Genomic DNA, 17069 nt, shown 5'->3' on the forward strand with positions numbered 1-17069 from the left:
GGGCAAGCTCCAGGACGGATGGCTGATCCGATGGCGCATCCGAGGGCTGGCAGGAAGCTCGACATCCTCAGTTGCTGGGCCATGGTCGGAATGGCAGGCAGGCAAGGTCGACACCAATAAGCCGACAGTAGGGGGTCTGTCGTCGTCGGGACAGTTGGCATCGGGACTGTGGACCTACTCAACACTGACGCCGGCGTTCTCGGCAAACGTCACCGACCCCGAGTGCCGTGGAATGGCCGTAGCCGTCGAAGTAGAACACGATCCATCAGCTGCTGGCCAAGGCAGCGGACCCATCTGGTCGACCCAAAGCTCTTTCACCACCGGATTCTGCTCAACAAGCATCGGCACCTCGTTCATGCCATCGGGCAAGCTCCAGGACGGATGGCTGATCCGATGGCGCATCCGAGGGCTGGCAGGAAGCTCGACATCCTCAGTTGCTGGGCCATGGTCGGAATGGCAGACCGGAAAAGTGGAGGTGAACAGGCCAGCAGGAAATGGGCTCGGGGCCTTGCCCGCGACTCAAGGCTCGGGCACCTGGGTTCTGTCGTCGTTGACGCCTTGGCTGTATATGAAGGTGACCGATCCCGGAGGTTCCGCATCGTACCTTGATGCGGAGATCGAGCATGATCCATTGTCGTCAGGACAGGGCAGTGGGCTTATCTGGGCTGGTAGGGGAGAGACCTCGTACGCGTCGGGCTCCAATGCCTGGGTGCAAGCGCCTACCGGGAAGTTCGCAGATGGGTGGTTGATCCGCTGGCGAGTGCGAGGAGTCACCACGACGGGGACGAATGGTGTGTGGTCGGAGTGGCAATCGGCCAGAGTCGACCTGAAGAAGCCCTCTGTCGCTGGGCTAGGAGTTACTCCAGGTACACAGGGCTCAGGTCTATGGACGGTCTCGTCACTGACGCCGTGGGTATACGCGAAGGTTAGTGATCCCGAGGCACGCGGGTCGTACCTGAGCGTTGAGATTGAACACGATCCCGCAACGACGAGTCAGGGCACGGGGCAGATCTGGGCGGGCAAGGGATCGAAGGCTTACGACTCGGGTTCGAATGCGTGGGTACAGATTCCCACTGGCAAATTGAGTGACGGCTGGCAGGTGCGATGGCGCATCCGCGGCGAGACCACCTCCGGTGTCGCAGGACCGTGGTCAGAGTGGCAATCGACCAGGATCGACTTGAAGAAGCCGTCGATTGAGGGCTTGGGTGTGGATCCTGCTGTGAGAGGTACGGCGTCGTGGACGGCTGCCACCTTGACGCCGTGGCTGTATGGGAAGGTGACTGACCCAGAGAACCGGCCGATGAAACTCGGGGTCGAGGTCGAACATGACCCCACTGTCGCCGAGCAGGGAACGGGCCAGATCTGGGCGGGCACCTCGACGACTACCTACGCCACCGGCACGAATGCATGGATCGCCATCCCTGCCGACAAGCTGAAGGATGGCTGGTTGTTCCGTTGGCGCGCCCGGGCGATCACCACCTCGGGCATAAACGGCCCGTGGTCGGATTGGGTTTACGCCAAGGTAAGCGCGCTGCCCTTCGAGACTTTCTCTCCGGCGAACAACACCCAGGTGGATTCGCTGACCCCGGTGTTGTCGGCCAATGCCCGCCCGTTGAACGAAGCGCCGGTGAAGTACTGGTTCCAGGTGTGCGAGGGTAGTGCGCCGAACTGGACCTGGTGTGAAAGCTCCCCGGATTGGACCACGGCAGGGGCGTGGCAGGTACCAGACAAGAAACTGGCGTGGGGTAAGACGTATTCGTGGATGGCCAAGGCCGCCACCACGTACACGACCGTGACATCGTCCTGGCGAGCCTTCACCCCGTCGCCGGAGCAGGGCACCATCAACTCGCTGCTCGGGGGCGGAACGCAGGGCCGGGACTTCAACCACGTCTCGGGCAACTATGCCCACACGGCAACCGACGCTACGGTGGCGGTGGTGGGTCCGCCGCTGTCGGTGACCCGTACCTACAACAGCCTCCAACCGCGCACCGACGGTGTGTTCGGCGCGGGCTGGACCACCCGGTGGGACATGTGGATCGAGGTCGAGCCACAGGGCTACCTGCTGGTGACCTACCCCTCGGGCGAGCAATTTCGGTTTGCCCCCAAGGGCGACGGCAGCTTCGCCGCCCCAGCGGGCACGTTCGCCACTCTGGCCGCGGAGACGGCGGGCGGTTGGCGGCTGATGGACAAGTCCGCCACGTCCTACTGGTTCGACGCCTCCGGCCGTCTCTCCAAGATCACTGACCATCGGGGACGGTCTCAGGACCTCACCCGCGACGCAGACGGCAAACTGACCAAGGTGACCGCGACAGGGGGCCGGTCGCTGACGTTCGCCTGGACGGGCAGACACGTGAGCAGCGTGTCCACCGACCCGGTCGATGGTAAGGCGCTGACCTGGACCTACGCCTATGAAGGCGACCAACTCGTCAAGGTGTGCCCGCCGACCTCGAACACCGCATGCACCACCTACGCCTACATGCCGGCTTCGCGGTACAAGAGCATCGTGCTGGACTCGGCGCCGGAGTACTACTACCGGCTGAACGAAACTGCCACCACGACGGGGACGAAGGTCGCATCCTCGGCGGGCTGGAACATCACCGAGGAGCAGGCCAAGCTCACCGGCACCACCCCGGCCGATCTGGGCGTGGGTGTGGCGGGTGCGTTAGCCGGGTCGCCGGATCCGGCGATGCGGTTCAAGGGCGCGGCCACCTCTACCTTCGTGCAACTGCCCCGCTCGACGATCAGTGGTCAGGGTGGTGAACTGGCGGTGGAGGCGTGGTTCAAGACCACTGCCTCCGGCACGATCATCGAGATGCAGAATTCGGCCGACAACATCCCGTCGGCGTTCACCCCGGTGGTTTATGTCGGCACTGACGGCAAGCTGCGCGGCCAGTTCTACACCGGCGCGCACACCCCGATCACCTCAACCGCTGCGGTGAACGACGGCACCTGGCATCACGTGGTGCTGTCGAGCCGCAAGGACAGCCAGACCCTGTTCCTGGACGGCGCCCAGATCGGCACCCTGTCCGGCGAGATCAAGCAGGGTGATCAGTGGGAGACCCGGATCGGGTCTGGCTACGGCAGTACGGCGTGGCCGGCCACGACCACCTCGACCAAGGCGTTCCCGTTCAACGGCGACATCGATGAGGTCGCGGTGTACGGCAAGCCGCTTGGCGCGCCGACGGTCCAGCGGCACTACGCCGCACGCAACGCCCAGCCGCAGCTGACCAAGGTCACGCTGCCGTCGGGGCGGGTCTACGCGGACAACACCTACGCCGCTGACGGTGGCCGTCTGATGACGCACGTTGACGCCAACGGCGGCAAGTGGACGTTGTCGGAGCCGGTATATGCCAAGCAGACCACCATCTCCACCTTCGCCACCGTGACGGTGACGGATCCGCGCAATGGCATCGTCACGTACGTAAGCGATGCACAGCGCGGTAACCGGCCGGTATCGGAGAGCGACCAGGTGGGGGCGACCACGAAGTGGGCCTATGACGTCGGCGGATACCCAGCCAAGGTGTTCGACCCCAACAACAACGTGGTCGAGTTCGCCTACGACGCGCGCGGGAACCTGCTGTCGAAGGAGACCTGCCGTACGGCTGGCGCGAACTGTTCGATGGAGTACTACAGCTACTTCATCGATGCAGACAATCCGTTTAACCCGCGCAATGATCTGAGGACCGCCCGCCGGGATGCACGGTCGGCGTCACCGACCGACGACACATACCAGACCTCGTGGGTTCACAACGCCTTCGGCGAAGAGATCAAGGTCACCACTCCGGCCACGGAAGATTTCCCGACCGGTCGCAACACGAGCAAGACCTACACCGACGGTACCGAGCCCGCGGTCGGCGGCGGCACCATGCCCGCGGGCTTGGTGAAGTCAGCTAAGGATTTCAAAGGCAACGAGACCACCTACGCCTACACCGCGGCCGGCGACTTGGCCGAGCAGCGCGATCCTAAGGGACTCTTGGTCAAGCTGAGTTACGACGCGCTGGGTCGGATTCGGGAGAAGTCGGAGGTCTCGCAGGCCCATCCGGATGGGGTCAAGACCGCCATCACCTACGACGATCTCGGTCGGCTGGCCACGCAGACGGCACCGGGCGTGAAGAACGAGATCACGGGTGTCACGCACGCAGCGAAGACGAGCTACACCTACGACTCGGACGGCCGCACGCTCACCAAGACCGTCACCGACCTGACGGGCGGTGACCCGGCGCGGGCCACGACCTACACTTATGACGCCTACGGCCATCAGGAGACCAGCACCGATCCCGAGGGCGGTGTGGTCCGCACCGGCTGGGACACGCTCGGCCTGCAGACGACCCTCACCAACGAGGTCGGTTCGGTGTTCGGCTACACCTACACCAAGCGCGGCGAGCTGGCCTCCCGGAAGCTGATGAACTGGACCGGCAGCCCAGTCAACCCGCAGCCAGCCAAGGAAATCGACTTGGAGGCGTTCTCCTACGACCCCGGTGGTCGTCTGGCCGCGCGGGTGGACGCGATGGGCCGCAAGACCTCCTACGCCTACTACGCCGACAACCGCCTAGCACAGGTGACCGGCGACGATGTCAAGCTGAACGGTTCTCCCACTCCCAAGGACGTGCTGCTGGCAGCGGATACCTACGACGCGGCGGGCAACCTTATCAAGCAGGTGACCGGAGTGGACCCCAGCACTGGCGTGGGTCTTGCCACTACCGATTACGTCTACGACGCCGCGGGCCGGCTCACCTCAGTCACGCTCGATCCGGCCACGCTCAAGCGCAAGACCGCCTACGAATACGACGCCAACGGCCTGACCACCAAGGAAACCTGGACCGGCGCCGGCAGCACCCGCGAGGAAACCTCCAGCTACGCCTACAACGTCGCAGGCATCCGCACCCGCCAGACGATCGAGAACGGCGACCAGGACCTCGTCACCACCTGGACGATCGACGACCGCGGACTGACCACCGCGATCACCGACCCGCGCGGCAACGCCGACGGCGCCACCAAGGCCGACTTCACCACCGAAATGCGCTATGACGCGTTGGGACGTCTGATTGAGGCGACTGGCCCGCAGGTCAAAGTGGACAAGGCTGGTACAGCTGCCGATGCGCACCCCGCGGCCCACTTCGGCTACGACACCCTCGGTGCAAAGACCCATGAGACGGACGCCGAAGGCCGCACTGTGACCTCGGCCTTTGACAAGGTCGGCCGCCTGACCAGCCGACGCGCGCCCGACTACACCCCACCCGGCGGCACCGCTCTCACCCGGGCCACCTCCTACGCCTACGACGACGCCGGGCAACTGATCTCCACCACCGATCCGCGCGGCTACACGACCACGTTCGACTACGACAGGCTCGGCCGCCGAGTCCGCGTCACCGACCCGGCTCCGGACGGGCAGCCGGCGGGCACGTGGGTGACCGAGTACGACCTGGCCGGAGAGAAGCTGGCAACCGTCAACCCGAACGGCGGGCGCAGCGAGGCCACCTACGACGACCTCGGCCGCCAGATCACCGCCACGCAGATCGAACGCAAGCCCGCCGCGGCCAGTTACACCACCACCATGGAGTACGACAACGCAGGACGCCTGCTCAAGCAGACCGCCCCGGGCAGCAAGACGACGTCGTACACCGTGAATGCCGCGGGCGAGGTCGCAACCGTGACAGACCCGCTGACCAACAAGACCACCATGGACTACGACCTGGCCGGCCGCCTGACCAAGACCACCGACCCGAACGGCAACGCCACCACCACCGAATACGACCTGGCCGGGCGCAAGACCGCGGCCAAGGACCTGGACTCCGGCGGTGCGGTGCAGCGAACGTTCGGCTACGGCTACGACGCGGCAGGCAACCAGATCAGCGCCACCTCCCCCGAGGGCCACGTCACCAAGCAGACCTTCGACGCGCTGAACCGGAACACCTCGCTCACTGAACCGGTCTCGTCCACCGAGCAGATCACCACGAGCTTCGGCTACGACGCCACCGGTGCTCGCACCCGCCTCACCGACGGCCGCGGCAACGCCACCTGGACCAGCTACAACAGCCTCGGCCTGGTCGAGACGGTGGCCGAACCGTCCACCACCGCCCACCCGAACCCGGCCGACCGCACCTGGACTCAGATCTACGACAAGGCAGGCAACCAGGTAGCCACCATCCAGCCCGGCGGCGTACGCATCGACCGCACCTTCGACCACCTGGGCCGCCTCACCAAGGAAACCGGCGCGGGCGGCGGCGCCACCAGCGCCGAACGCACCTTCGGTTACGACCTGGCGGGCCGCCCGATCACCGCAGGCGACCTGACCGTCGACTTCAACGACCGGGGCCTGCCGCTTAAGGTCTCCCGCGGCTCCACGCAGGAGACCGCGTACAGCTATGACGGCCTCGGCAACCCCACCCAGCGCACCGATGCCGCCGGCACCGCCGCCTTCACCTGGGACAACGCCAACCGCCTCCAAACCGCCACGGACCCGGTCACCAGCCGCACCCTCACCTACGGCTACGACCCGGCCAGCCGGTTGAAGACCATCACCGCCACCAGCGGCACGGCCAGCACCCAGACCATTGATTACGACGACATGGACCGGGTCACCGGCCAGACTTTGAAGAACGGCTCCGGCACCCAGCTTGCCCAGATCACCTACGGGTGGGACGACGACAACAACCTCACCACCAAGACCACTGCCGGTACCGCCGGAGCGGGCGCCAACACCTACGGCTACGACCACGCCGGCCGCCTCACGTCTTGGACCGCCCCAGGCGGCGCGGTCACCGCGTATGAGTGGGACGCCGCCGGCAACCGGACCAAGGCTGGCAACGCGACGTTCACCTATGACGAGCGCAACCGTCTCACCTCCGGCGACGGCATCGACTACACCTACACGCCGCGCGGCGCGCTGGCGACCAGCACCAAGGCGGGCGCCACCACCCAGTACACCTTCGACGCCTTCGATCGGCTCATCGCCGACGGCGACAGCCTCTACAGCTACGACGCCATGGACCGGATGACGAGCCGCATCCGCGGCACCGCCAAGTACACCTTCGCCTACAGCGGGCTGAGCAACGACCTGGCCGCCATCAGCGACAGCGGCGGCACCGTCCAGGCCAAGTACTCCCGCGACGCTGTCGGAAGCCTGCTCGGCCTGAAGGAGGGCACCGGCGCCGCGGTGGCGACGCTGAGCGACCTGCACGGCGACCTGGTAGCCACCTATACCACCAGCCTGCAGACATCTGCCGCCTACGACCCATTCGGCACGGTAACCGCCCAAACCGGCACCAAGACGAACCTTGGCTACCAGGGCGAGTACACCGACCCGGACACCGGCAAGGTCAACATGCACGCCCGCTGGTACCAGCCCGGCACCGGCACCTTCACCAGCCGCGACACCGCAGACCTCAACCCCAATCCGTCCGTCCAGGCCAACCGCTACACCTACGCCAACGCCTCACCTCTCACCGGCACCGACCCCACCGGCCACGCCACCGTCATCGACAGCGGCTCGCTCTCCGGGCTCTCCGGGTCCGGTTACAGCGGCGCCGGCTACGGTGGCTCCGGATCGAGCGGCTACACCACCATCCCCGCAGGCGGCTACAGCAGTTCCGGATCATCAGGCGGCGGACAGTGCATCGGCAGCTGCGGCCGAGAAGAGGGCGGCGGAGCTATCGCCTGCATGATCTGGGGCTGCGGCGGAGCCATTGTCGACCCGAGCTGGGCCCGGATGATCGAGCTTGAGAACGAAAAGAAATTCTGGCTGGGTGATGACGAACTTCAGAGATTGGGCTGGAAGGTCATGCATAACGGCAGGCCAGTCGAGAAGGGTGTGCCCTATTGGAAGATGTCGAAGGAAGCACAAGACTACTTCCTGGAGCTCTACGTGCCTGACCTCAAGTCCGCTGAGGAATATCAGATCCTTGCAGGACTGGCAATGCTGGCAGCTGGCGACCTCGACCAATACATAGCGTCCGGCCCGGCTGCGGGGGATTCGGCGGCGAAAAAGGCAGGAATCCCCGAATGGCTCGAGGGCGTATTCAACAGCATGCAGAACGGAGTAGGGGCTGCCGTCCAATTCATCAAAGATCTTGGCGCCAAGGCGACCGAGGTCGGAGAAAAAGCCTTCCGTAAGCTCTACCCTTACATACCCAAAAACATCGTCGCCGCTATATTCGCCAATAGCAACCTCAGAGACGTAGAACGCGCCGTTATGGACTGGGCCGATTTGGTAGGGGGAAATTGCGGCACACATCGAGGGATGCTGATGTGTAAGGGGATGCCGGATAAGTATATCCCGAAGGGGCGTAGCGGTTACACGATCGCCGGCGTATTCGTCACCAGGCTATGGTCGAAGGAAATCGACGAGAAGCTTGCCAAACACGAGAAGATTCATCGCGACCAGTGGTACTACTATGCCAATCAAACTGGATACTGGTTCACCTTCCCCATCCTCTATGCGGCCGCCGGATCCAACGCATGCAAGAACCGCTTTGAAATAGAAGCGGGCCTGGATGACGGCCGGTACGTCTGTTGACATACCGTAACACTGTCGCGAGGATCCATCGCATGAAGAGGACCATAACCTTTCTGACGCTCAGCTTCCTGCTGGTGGCCTGTGGCTACGGCAGCCCGGCGCAGATGGGCGCGACCGGGGTCACCGTGACTGCCGACGGGCAGCTCGTGATGGTGACGTCCTGGTGTGGGAGCGCCCCGGACGGCGTGCGGGTCTACCGTTACGACACTGCTGGCGAACTGCAGGACCAGGCAGACATCAAGGCGCCGTCGCTGACCGGCGACAGCGCCTCCCTGAACTTGGAGGAGATACCCGCCGGGTGGTCTCTCCGGAAAGGAAACCTGAAGTTCGAGGACGGGGTGAAGTATAGAGTTGCCGCTTATTCCTCGAAAACTAATGCCATGCTCAGCCCTGTTGATTTCACGACCAAGGCGAAGAAGGACATTCCGCTCGACAGAATTTTGATCCAGGAGTACCTGTCCGACCGCGACAAGAATGTCCTTCTGACCGACGGCGAGTTCAAGGCGCGGGCTCGACTCCATTGCTGAGTGCGCGTTTGAGAAGATCGTTCATATTCGACATGGCCGTTATTAGCAGAATTCCCAACAATGCCACAAAATTGAACATTTTCACAGAATTTAAGTAGAATTGTCGAAGGCGCGTCAAGAGTCGTTATACTTACCAGGCCTTGACCTTGATCGGTCAAGGCTGGCCCGTGGTTGATCGTCCGGTTGAGTCGAGCGCGCACACGCAGTTTGCCGACAGGACCGGCGTCCAGCAGCACGGCGTCGGCCGGGACGTGATTGGGAGCTGGCCTGGTTGTACGGCCACGGCCTCCCAGTCCACCTCCGCCGACTCGCGCAGGGCTTCAACGGCATCCTCAAGGTCTCCCGTCCGATACAGGTACTACATTCGTAGATCCGGTGGGAGTGGATCGCCGCGCTGCCGAAAGTGGCTGGTCAGGGCGCGCGTCTGGTGAAGCCGCCGGGATTCTCACCAGGCCAGGACGTGATCGATAGCATTGGCCGCAGGAATGAACAGCCGGGCCAGAACACGGCGGATCTCGGCGAGGGAGAGCCGCAGGAGCCTCAACACGGCGACGCCTCCAGAGGAGTGCCAGTCCCAAGAGCTCTGTCGGGGATCCCTTTGCGTCTGGCGTCGTGAGCTGGGGTTTATCTCACCGAAGGATCTGATCCATCTCATCGCCGGATGTTTTTGATCTCACTGCACGATCACACCGCGCGATGGGTTCACCCCTTCCCCGAAACCTACTTCACCTCGTAGGTCACCGGAAACGGAAGGGAAGTGATCTAGATGAGCCCAGCTCAGCGCCACCGGCGCCGCGACCTGATCGCGGGACTACGCACGCTCGCCGCTTTCCTGGACAGCCACTCGCAGCTGCCCGTTCCCAGGTACGGAACGGTACGGGTGTCGGTCCACACGCTCTAGACACCGACGCCACCACGGAGACGGAGGCGATCGCCGAAGTCGGGCGGGTTGCCGCGCTGTTGGGCGTCACTCCCGCGATCCAGGGCGGACATCACGTCGCCGGTGCGACGTTCGGCGCGGTCTGTTACGAAGCCCTCCACGTCACGCAGGCGGCCGTGGCCCGTCGCCAGGCCCTGGACTCCTACCGCGACGCGATCACCCTCGACGAGATCGAGGGGGCGTGAGCGATGGACTTCGGACTGTTCGTCGTGTTCCTGGGCCTGGCCCTGTCGGTCGGCACGCTGGCGCTGTTCGCGGTGCTGGTCACCGTGATCCGCGTTGAGGACCGCCGACACGCCCCCACCGGAACGTTGAGCCGCCGCCTCGTGGGCACGCACGCCCATCACTGCCCGCCGGCTGCCTGTCCCGGGAGGAGGTGAACCCCTGATACGAGCCCTCCCATTCCAGCCTGGCCGATGCCTGTGCGGAGCTGCCACGCCCAGAACCCTGCAGTGCCGCAAGTGCCGCGCCCGGTGGCGCTGGTGCCGCCGCAGGTCCCGGCACAACGGCATCTAGCCCCACTCCTCGACCACCCCGTCAAATCCCGTGAGAGGAGGTGACGTCCCTATGACGGTGACGATTCCGCTGGTGCTCGTGGTCGGTGTGCGCTGGCCGCCTGGCCCGACATCGCCAAAGCGGTCGGCCTGACTGGATCCCGCGTCCAGTCCGCGATCGTAGACCTGTGGGGCTACCGCTTTCGCCTCGGGCTGGGACTCGGCCAGACCGTAGAAGATGCGGTCAGCGCCGTCCCTCGCCTCGAATCGGCTCTCGGCACCACACGCGGCGGCATCAGCGTCCAACCGGTGGCCACCAAACAGGCGAACCGCGCCGATGTACGAGTCATCGAAACCGACCCGCACGCCGACGCCATCGCCTGGCCAGGCCCCTCCATCACCTCGATCACCCAGCCCGCCAAGCTGGGGCTGTTCGAAGACGGCGCACCCGTCCGCGTCCCCCTGCTGCGGCGGCATGGGCTGTTCGTGGGCATGTCGGGGGCGGGCAAGTCAGGCGGTGTGAACGTGCTTCTCGGAGACCTGACCGCCTGCCAAGACGTGATCTTGTGGGCGGTCGACCTCAAGCGCGGCATGGAGCTAATGCCCTGGGCATCGTGCATCGACCGGTTGGCCACCACCCCGCAAGAGGCAGAGAACCTGCTGGCCGATGCCGTGGTCATCCTCGACGGACGGGCCGACGACCTCACCAAACGCGGCGAACGCGTCTGGGAACCGTCACCAGAGCGGCCCGCGCTGATCATCGTCATCGACGAGTACGCCGAGTTGGCCAGCGAGGCACCACGCGCCATCGACTACGCCGACGCGATCGCCCGACGTGGCCGCGCACCGGTGTCAACCTGATCGTCGCCACCCAACGCCCCTCCAAGGACGCCATGGGCAAGAGCGCGGTCCGCTCGCAGATGGATGTCCGGCTGTGCTTCCGCGTCCGGGAACCCCGCGACGGTGATCTCATCCTGGGCCAGGGCATGGTCAAAGCCGGCTGGCATCCCCACAAGCTCGACGCCCCCGGCAAGTTCCTGATCAGCTCTCCGGAACACGACATCCCCCGCCGCGCCCGCACCTACCTCCTCGACGACGAGGGCGTACAGGCCACCGCCGAACGGCACGCCGAACACCGCCCGTCCCTCGACGAGGTCTCGGCTCAAGCCCTGCAACGCGGGACTGAGACGCCCGCCCCGCCGCCACAACCCGCCGTCTGGCCGTCACCCCGGCACGCCCGCGACAACGCCGTACGGGAAGCCGAGGAGGCTCTGACAACCGCGCTGAGGCAGGCCCCCGACGACGGGACAAGCATCGGTGATCTCATACGTGCAACCGGTATGCGTCGCACCTGGGTCTACCAACGCCTCCAGGAACTAGGCCATGCGCGCCAGGTCGAACAGGTCGCGCGGGGACGCTGGCGCGCCCTCCCCGAGATACACGATCCGTAATCGTCCGCGTCCGTTGTCCGCGTCCGTCCGCGCGTCTGCGCGTGTATAGGGCGTGACAGGCGCGGACGGACGAACGGACGGACCATCACAGTCCGTAATCAGAAATACGCGAACCCCGCGAAGGAAGAGAGCCGCCCACGACCAACCGAGAGGGGGATGCACATGCAGGCATACACCGTCGAACAGGTCGCAGAGATGCTGAGCATCGGACGCGACAAGGTCTACTACCTACTCCGCACACAGCAGCTCAAGAGCATCAAGATCGGCAAGCTTTGCCGGATCACCGACCAGCACCTTGCCGACTTCATTTCCTTGCTGGAACCGATAGACGAGGCGTAGAACGCCGTGCTACACCGTTCGTATAGGCCGGACGCGAGACACAACCCACCGTCCGGCCGTCGCCTCTTGATAACTGCATGACACGAAAGGAAGCCGTCAATGACGAGCGACCGAACAACCCTGCCTCCCGTACGCGTGGACACAGAACTGAAAGACCGTCTCCGCAAGTACGCAGAGTCGCAGGAACGAGATGTGTCGTGGGTGATCAGGAAGGCGATCGAGGAGTACCTCAACCGGCACGAGAAAGGGTGATCCCTTGGCCAAGATCCTGATCGGCAAGTACGAAGCGACCATCTATCCCGAGGGAGACGGCTACACCGGAGCCATCTCCCTCGGGTTCGGCCCCGACGGCAAACGCCAGCGCCTCAAGCGCAAGGGCAAGACCAAGACCCTGGTCAAGGACAAGCTGATCAAGGCCGTTAAGGCCCTTGAGGCAGGCGTCACCGCATCGGAGACCTACACCGTGCGCGATGCCGTCAACGACTGGCTCGGCAAGGGTCTCAAGGGCCGATCCGAGAGCACCGTCACCAAGCTACGCATCCTCGCCGAGACGCACGTCATCCCACGGCTGGGAAAGATCAAACTCTAGCAGCTACGTGCCGATCACGTGGATGAGTGGCTTGACCAGCTCGCCAGCAAGCTGGCTACCACCACCCTGCGGGAGATTCACGGCGTGCTGAAGAGGGCCATCCGGCAAGCTCAGGCACGTGACATGGTGCTCAGGAACGTTGCCGAACTGGTCACCACGCCCAAGGGCACGGACGGCCGGCCGAGTAAAGCACTCAATCGGCAACAAGCCGAAGCGGTGCTCAAAGCCGCCAAGTCGTCCGAACTCCACGCGTACGTGGTGATCAGCCTCACCACTGGCATCCGCACCGAGGAAGCCCGCGCGCTGCGCTGCGATCACGTCGTCGCCTGGATACCGGACAGCAAGTCCTGGCGACCAGTGACCGAAGTGGGGTTCGACCACAGGAAGTTCGCCATCTACGTATGGCGTGCCGACCGGGATGGAGGTGACACCAAGACCCGTAAATCGAGGCGCACGCTGGAACTGCCCAAGCTGGCGGCGCAAGCCCTCCGGCAACACCACGTCCGCCAAGCCGCCCACAAGCTCAAGGCCGGCGAGGCATGGCAAGACCACAACCTGGTGTTCTGCACGAGCGTCGGCACCCAGCTCGACGCGTCAAACGTGCGGCGGGCATTCCGCAGGATCACCAAGCAAGCGGGGATCGGAACTGCCTGGACGCCCCGCGAACTGCGTCACTCGTTCGTCTCCATCATGAGCGACCAGGGCGTGCCCATCGAGACCATCGCCGATCTCGTCGGGCATGCAGGCACCAGCGTCACGGAAGCGGTCTACCGGCACCAGCTCAGGCCGATGATCACCAAAGGTGCCCACACGATGAACATCATCTTCGGCGACAGCCGACGCGGGTAGAGAGTCCGAGTGAAATGGCTCCCCGATTGGCTCCCATCGACTTCCAGACACGAAAAACGGGGCTCCGGATCTCTCCGAAACCCCGTCTCATCTGTATCTTCGTGGTGGGCGATACTGGGATCGAACCAGTGACCTCTTCGGTGTGAACGAAGCGCTCTCCCGCTGAGCTAATCGCCCGCCCTGTTGGCTCCTTGCGGTGCCGACGGGGAAAACCATACCGCACTCTGGCACCTGCTGGCGAAGCGAAGCGACCGGGCGGTGGGTCCGGGGTGGATGCGGGGTGGATGCGAGGAGGTTCGCAGGTGGCTCCGCGGTTGCTCTGGGGTTGCTCCGGGGAGGATCGGGGGAGGTTCCGGGGTGACGACGACGGGGCCGTGGGAGGGATTCAGGTGAAACGCGGCGGTTGCCCACCGGCGGGGTGGGTCGGTGGCATACCATCGTCCTGTTCCGTAAGGCACCGATCGCGATCTTTTGGTGAGAAACGTTCATGGTCGGCGCGGCGGGACAGGCTCCACAACACGCAAAACCCTCGCAAATACGACCCGATTTGATCACGTTTAGCCTGGTAGATGCCTAAATGTCCAGCTGTGATGTGCGTTACAGAAGGCCCCTGGAGCGGAATCTTTCCTACAGGTTTCTTCGTTCCGCGTCATAGCTCAGGACGAAGTCCGTCAGAGCAGTGAAAGCCCCGAAGAGGGGACCTACGACGAAAAGGTTTGGCTGACGATGAACAGCACCACCGTCTCCGCCGAGCTTGGCCTTCGGCTTGTGGTCCCCGACCGTACTACCGTCCCCCTGCTCGCCGGACTGAGTTACACAGCCGACGATCCTTACGCCATACGCATGGCCTTCCACGTGGGGAATGACGAGCCGGTCGAGTGGATCTTTGCTCGCGAACTGCTCACTGTGGGCATCGTGAGGCGTGTCGGCGACGGCGATGTGCAGGTGTGGCCCGCGCGTGCCGATGGCGAGCGCACGCTGCACATCAGTCTCACGTCCCCGTTCGGGCAGGCGCTCTTCGAGGTGCCGCTGGCCCCGCTCACCGAGTTCCTCCACCGTACGTACGAGAAGGTCCCCGCGGGCCGTGAGACGGACTACATGGACCTCGACGCCGAGCTGACCAACATGCTCTGGCCCTCCTGACACCCTAGCCAGGCAGCGTTTCCAGGACTTTGCGCATGCGGGCGACCTCGATGCTCTGACCCGAGTACACGTCCTTCGCCATCAATCGCATGCGCTGGTCCCGGCCGGTGGCCAGCTCCTCCCCCGCCATCTTGACCGCTCCCTCGTGGTGCCTGGTCATCAGCTGCAGGAACATGCGGTCGAAGGCCGCTCCCTTCGTGGCGCGCAGCGCGTTCAGCTCCTCTGGCGTCGCCATGCCGTACCCCGCCGCCTGGGTGTGCGTGTGACCGTCCGGGGCGGAGCGGCCGAGCTCGGCCAGCCAGCCCGTCATGGCCTTGATCTCCGGGGTCTGGGCGGCGGTGATCTGGCGGGCGAACGCGCGGATGGTCTCCGTGGTCGTACGGTCGTTCACCAGTGAGGTCATCTCCAGGGCCTGGCGGTGGTGGGGGATCATGGCCTCGGCGAAGCGCACGTCCGAGGCCACCGTCGGTCTGGGCGTCTGCCCGACCCGCTCCCCCGGCGTCGCGGTACGGCCCGGGGCCCCCGGACTCCCCGGCACGATCACCGGCGCCCCCGTGCCCACGGGGGAAGGACCGGCGGGCTCCTGAGAGCAGGCGGCAAGGGCGATTGTGGTCACAACTGTGATGAAGACCGCACGCGTGCGCGTACCCACTGGCATAGCTTCCATAGTGAACTACGAGACAAAGGGGAATGCGCGTTGATCTCTGCCAAGTTGCGCGGAGCGTTGTTGTGTACGGTGCTGCTGTTAACCTCCGCCTGCGCGGCGGGGCAGACGGCGTCCGGGGCCTCAACGCCCGACACCTCCACGCAGGAGACCAGCGCTCCAGCCGGCAAGCCGTCCCCCACCGGTGACGTGATGACGAGCGACAACGTCAAGCTCGTCGCCCAGATGCGCCGGCCCGCCCCGCTGAACGGCCGGGACGACATCAACACCGACCTGGCGTTCCAGGGCGATTACGCGTTCGTGGGAAACTTCGGCGGGTTCGCGATCTACGACATAAGCAACCCGACCAAACCTCAGCTGGTGAGCACGGTGTCCTGCCCGGCCCAGCAGAACGACGTCTCGGTGTACGGCGACCTGCTCATCCTGTCGATCGACGAGCCGCGCAGCGGCGAGGGGTGCGACTCCAGCGAGGACAGTCGTGACTGGGAGGGGTTGCGGATCTTCGACATCAGCGACAAGAAGAGCCCCAAGTACCTCAGCGCGGTCAGGACCGACTGCGGCTCGCACACGCACACGATGGTCCCCGCCGGGGAGACGCTCTACGTGTACGTCTCCTCGCCCGGCCCCGAGCCCGAGTCGAAGACCTGCCCCCCGCCCCACGAACTCATCCAGATTGTAGAGATCCCCACAAAGTCGCCTCAGTCCGCAAAAATCGTGGCGAAGCCGGATATCTTCCCTGAGCGGCAGCACTCCGATCTCGCCTCCGGCTGCCACGACATCACCGCGTACCCCGAGAAGAAGCTGGCCGCGGCCGCCTGCTTCGGCGACGGCGTGCTCCTCGACATCTCCGACCCGGTCAATCCGAAGGTCCTCCAGCAGATCACCGACACGGAGAACTTCCAGATCTGGCACTCGGCGACGTTCAACAACGATGCCACGAAGGTCGTTTTCAGCGACGAGCTGGGCGGCGGCGGCCAGGCCACGTGCGACAGCAACACGCCGCGCACTAAGGGCGCGGACGCCGTGTACGACATCGTGAACGGCAAGCTGGAGCGGCGCGGATACTTCAAGATCCCCCGGAATCAGCAGGAGAACGAGAACTGCGTGGCCCACAACGGCTCCCTGATCCCGGTTCCGGGCAAGGACGTCATGGTGCAGTCGTGGTACCAGGGCGGGGTGTCGGTCTGGGACTTCACCGACTCGGCCAACCCCAAGGAGATCGGCTTCTTCGAACGCGGGCCGTTCCCGGGCGGTGGCATCGCCGGGTCCTGGTCGGCGTATTACTACAACGGGTACATCTACTCCAGCGACATCATGGAGGGGCTGGACGTCCTGGAGATCAACGATCCCCTCACCGATCCGGCCAAGAAGGTCAAGATGGACGATTTCAACGTCCAGACTCAGAAGTCGTACTGAGGCTGAGGGCTGGCCGGCCGGCCGCCATTCCGGGTCGTGCCCCGGCCTATTCAGGCTGGGGCGCGGCTCACCCGGCCCTGGGGCAACTCAGCGGGTGAGGGTGACGAGCGTTCGGCCCGACACCGGGCCGGGTGAGGGCGGC

Annotated in this window: 14 protein-coding genes and 1 tRNA gene; 13 read left to right on the top strand and 2 right to left on the bottom strand. The window is 64.7% G+C overall.

Going from position 1 to position 17069, the window contains the following annotated elements; all coding sequences use genetic code 11:
- Positions 1-1300 precede the first annotated feature (1300 nt).
- The 11 genes from ACWEPL_RS53330 (at position 1301) to ACWEPL_RS53380 (ending at position 13704) form a co-directional block, all read left to right on the top strand.
- Entirely contained in the window at positions 1301-8515 is a 7215-nt protein-coding gene (locus ACWEPL_RS53330; protein WP_452441025.1) for an RHS repeat-associated core domain-containing protein, read from the top strand.
- 32 nt (positions 8516-8547) lie between these two features.
- Positions 8548-9042, top strand: a complete 495-nt coding sequence (locus tag ACWEPL_RS53335; protein ID WP_452441026.1) for a hypothetical protein — start codon at positions 8548-8550, stop codon at positions 9040-9042.
- 766 nt (positions 9043-9808) lie between these two features.
- Positions 9809-9943, top strand: coding sequence for a hypothetical protein (locus tag ACWEPL_RS53340; protein ID WP_452441027.1), 135 nt, complete (start codon positions 9809-9811; stop codon positions 9941-9943).
- Positions 9944-10002: 59 nt separating this feature from the next.
- Positions 10003-10167, top strand: a complete 165-nt coding sequence (locus ACWEPL_RS53345; RefSeq protein WP_452441028.1) for a hypothetical protein — start codon at positions 10003-10005, stop codon at positions 10165-10167.
- Between the two features lie 3 nt (positions 10168-10170).
- The gene (locus tag ACWEPL_RS53350; RefSeq protein ID WP_452441029.1) at positions 10171-10362 is read left to right on the top strand and encodes a hypothetical protein; all 192 of its coding nucleotides are present in this window, start codon (positions 10171-10173) and stop codon (positions 10360-10362) included.
- Positions 10363-10785: 423 nt separating this feature from the next.
- Positions 10786-11337, top strand: a complete 552-nt coding sequence (locus ACWEPL_RS53355; RefSeq protein ID WP_452441030.1) for a hypothetical protein — start codon at positions 10786-10788, stop codon at positions 11335-11337.
- Positions 11338-11369: 32 nt separating this feature from the next.
- Entirely contained in the window at positions 11370-11927 is a 558-nt protein-coding gene (locus ACWEPL_RS53360) for a hypothetical protein (RefSeq protein WP_452441031.1), read from the top strand.
- Between the two features lie 162 nt (positions 11928-12089).
- Positions 12090-12266 (top strand): helix-turn-helix domain-containing protein, encoded by a 177-nt coding sequence (locus ACWEPL_RS53365; RefSeq protein ID WP_452441032.1) that lies wholly within the window; start codon positions 12090-12092, stop codon positions 12264-12266.
- A 99-nt stretch (positions 12267-12365) separates the two neighbouring features.
- Positions 12366-12518 carry a CopG family ribbon-helix-helix protein gene (locus ACWEPL_RS53370; RefSeq protein ID WP_106240258.1) on the top strand — a complete coding sequence of 51 codons (153 nt, stop codon included), beginning with the start codon at positions 12366-12368 and terminating at the stop codon, positions 12516-12518.
- A 4-nt stretch (positions 12519-12522) separates the two neighbouring features.
- Positions 12523-12855, top strand: coding sequence for a hypothetical protein (locus ACWEPL_RS53375; RefSeq protein ID WP_452441033.1), 333 nt, complete (start codon positions 12523-12525; stop codon positions 12853-12855).
- 18 nt (positions 12856-12873) lie between these two features.
- On the top strand, positions 12874-13704 hold the full coding sequence (locus ACWEPL_RS53380) for a site-specific integrase (protein ID WP_452441034.1): 831 nt from the start codon (positions 12874-12876) through the stop codon (positions 13702-13704).
- Positions 13705-13806: 102 nt separating this feature from the next.
- Here ACWEPL_RS53380 and ACWEPL_RS53385 read toward each other — a convergent pair.
- Positions 13807-13881: transfer RNA gene (locus tag ACWEPL_RS53385), tRNA-Val, on the bottom strand.
- Between the two features lie 549 nt (positions 13882-14430).
- Between ACWEPL_RS53385 and ACWEPL_RS53390 the strand changes: the two genes are divergently transcribed.
- On the top strand, positions 14431-14847 hold the full coding sequence (locus ACWEPL_RS53390) for an SsgA family sporulation/cell division regulator (protein ID WP_103958541.1): 417 nt from the start codon (positions 14431-14433) through the stop codon (positions 14845-14847).
- 4 nt (positions 14848-14851) lie between these two features.
- Here ACWEPL_RS53390 and ACWEPL_RS53395 read toward each other — a convergent pair whose 3' ends face one another.
- Complete coding sequence (locus tag ACWEPL_RS53395; protein ID WP_452441035.1) at positions 14852-15463, bottom strand: DUF305 domain-containing protein; 612 nt, start codon at positions 15461-15463, stop codon at positions 14852-14854.
- Between the two features lie 120 nt (positions 15464-15583).
- Here ACWEPL_RS53395 and ACWEPL_RS53400 point away from each other — a divergent pair, with 120 nt between their 5' ends.
- On the top strand, positions 15584-16927 hold the full coding sequence (locus tag ACWEPL_RS53400) for an LVIVD repeat-containing protein (RefSeq protein ID WP_363972211.1): 1344 nt from the start codon (positions 15584-15586) through the stop codon (positions 16925-16927).
- Positions 16928-17069 lie beyond the last annotated feature (142 nt).

It is taken from the genome of Nonomuraea sp. NPDC004186, assembly GCF_053603495.1.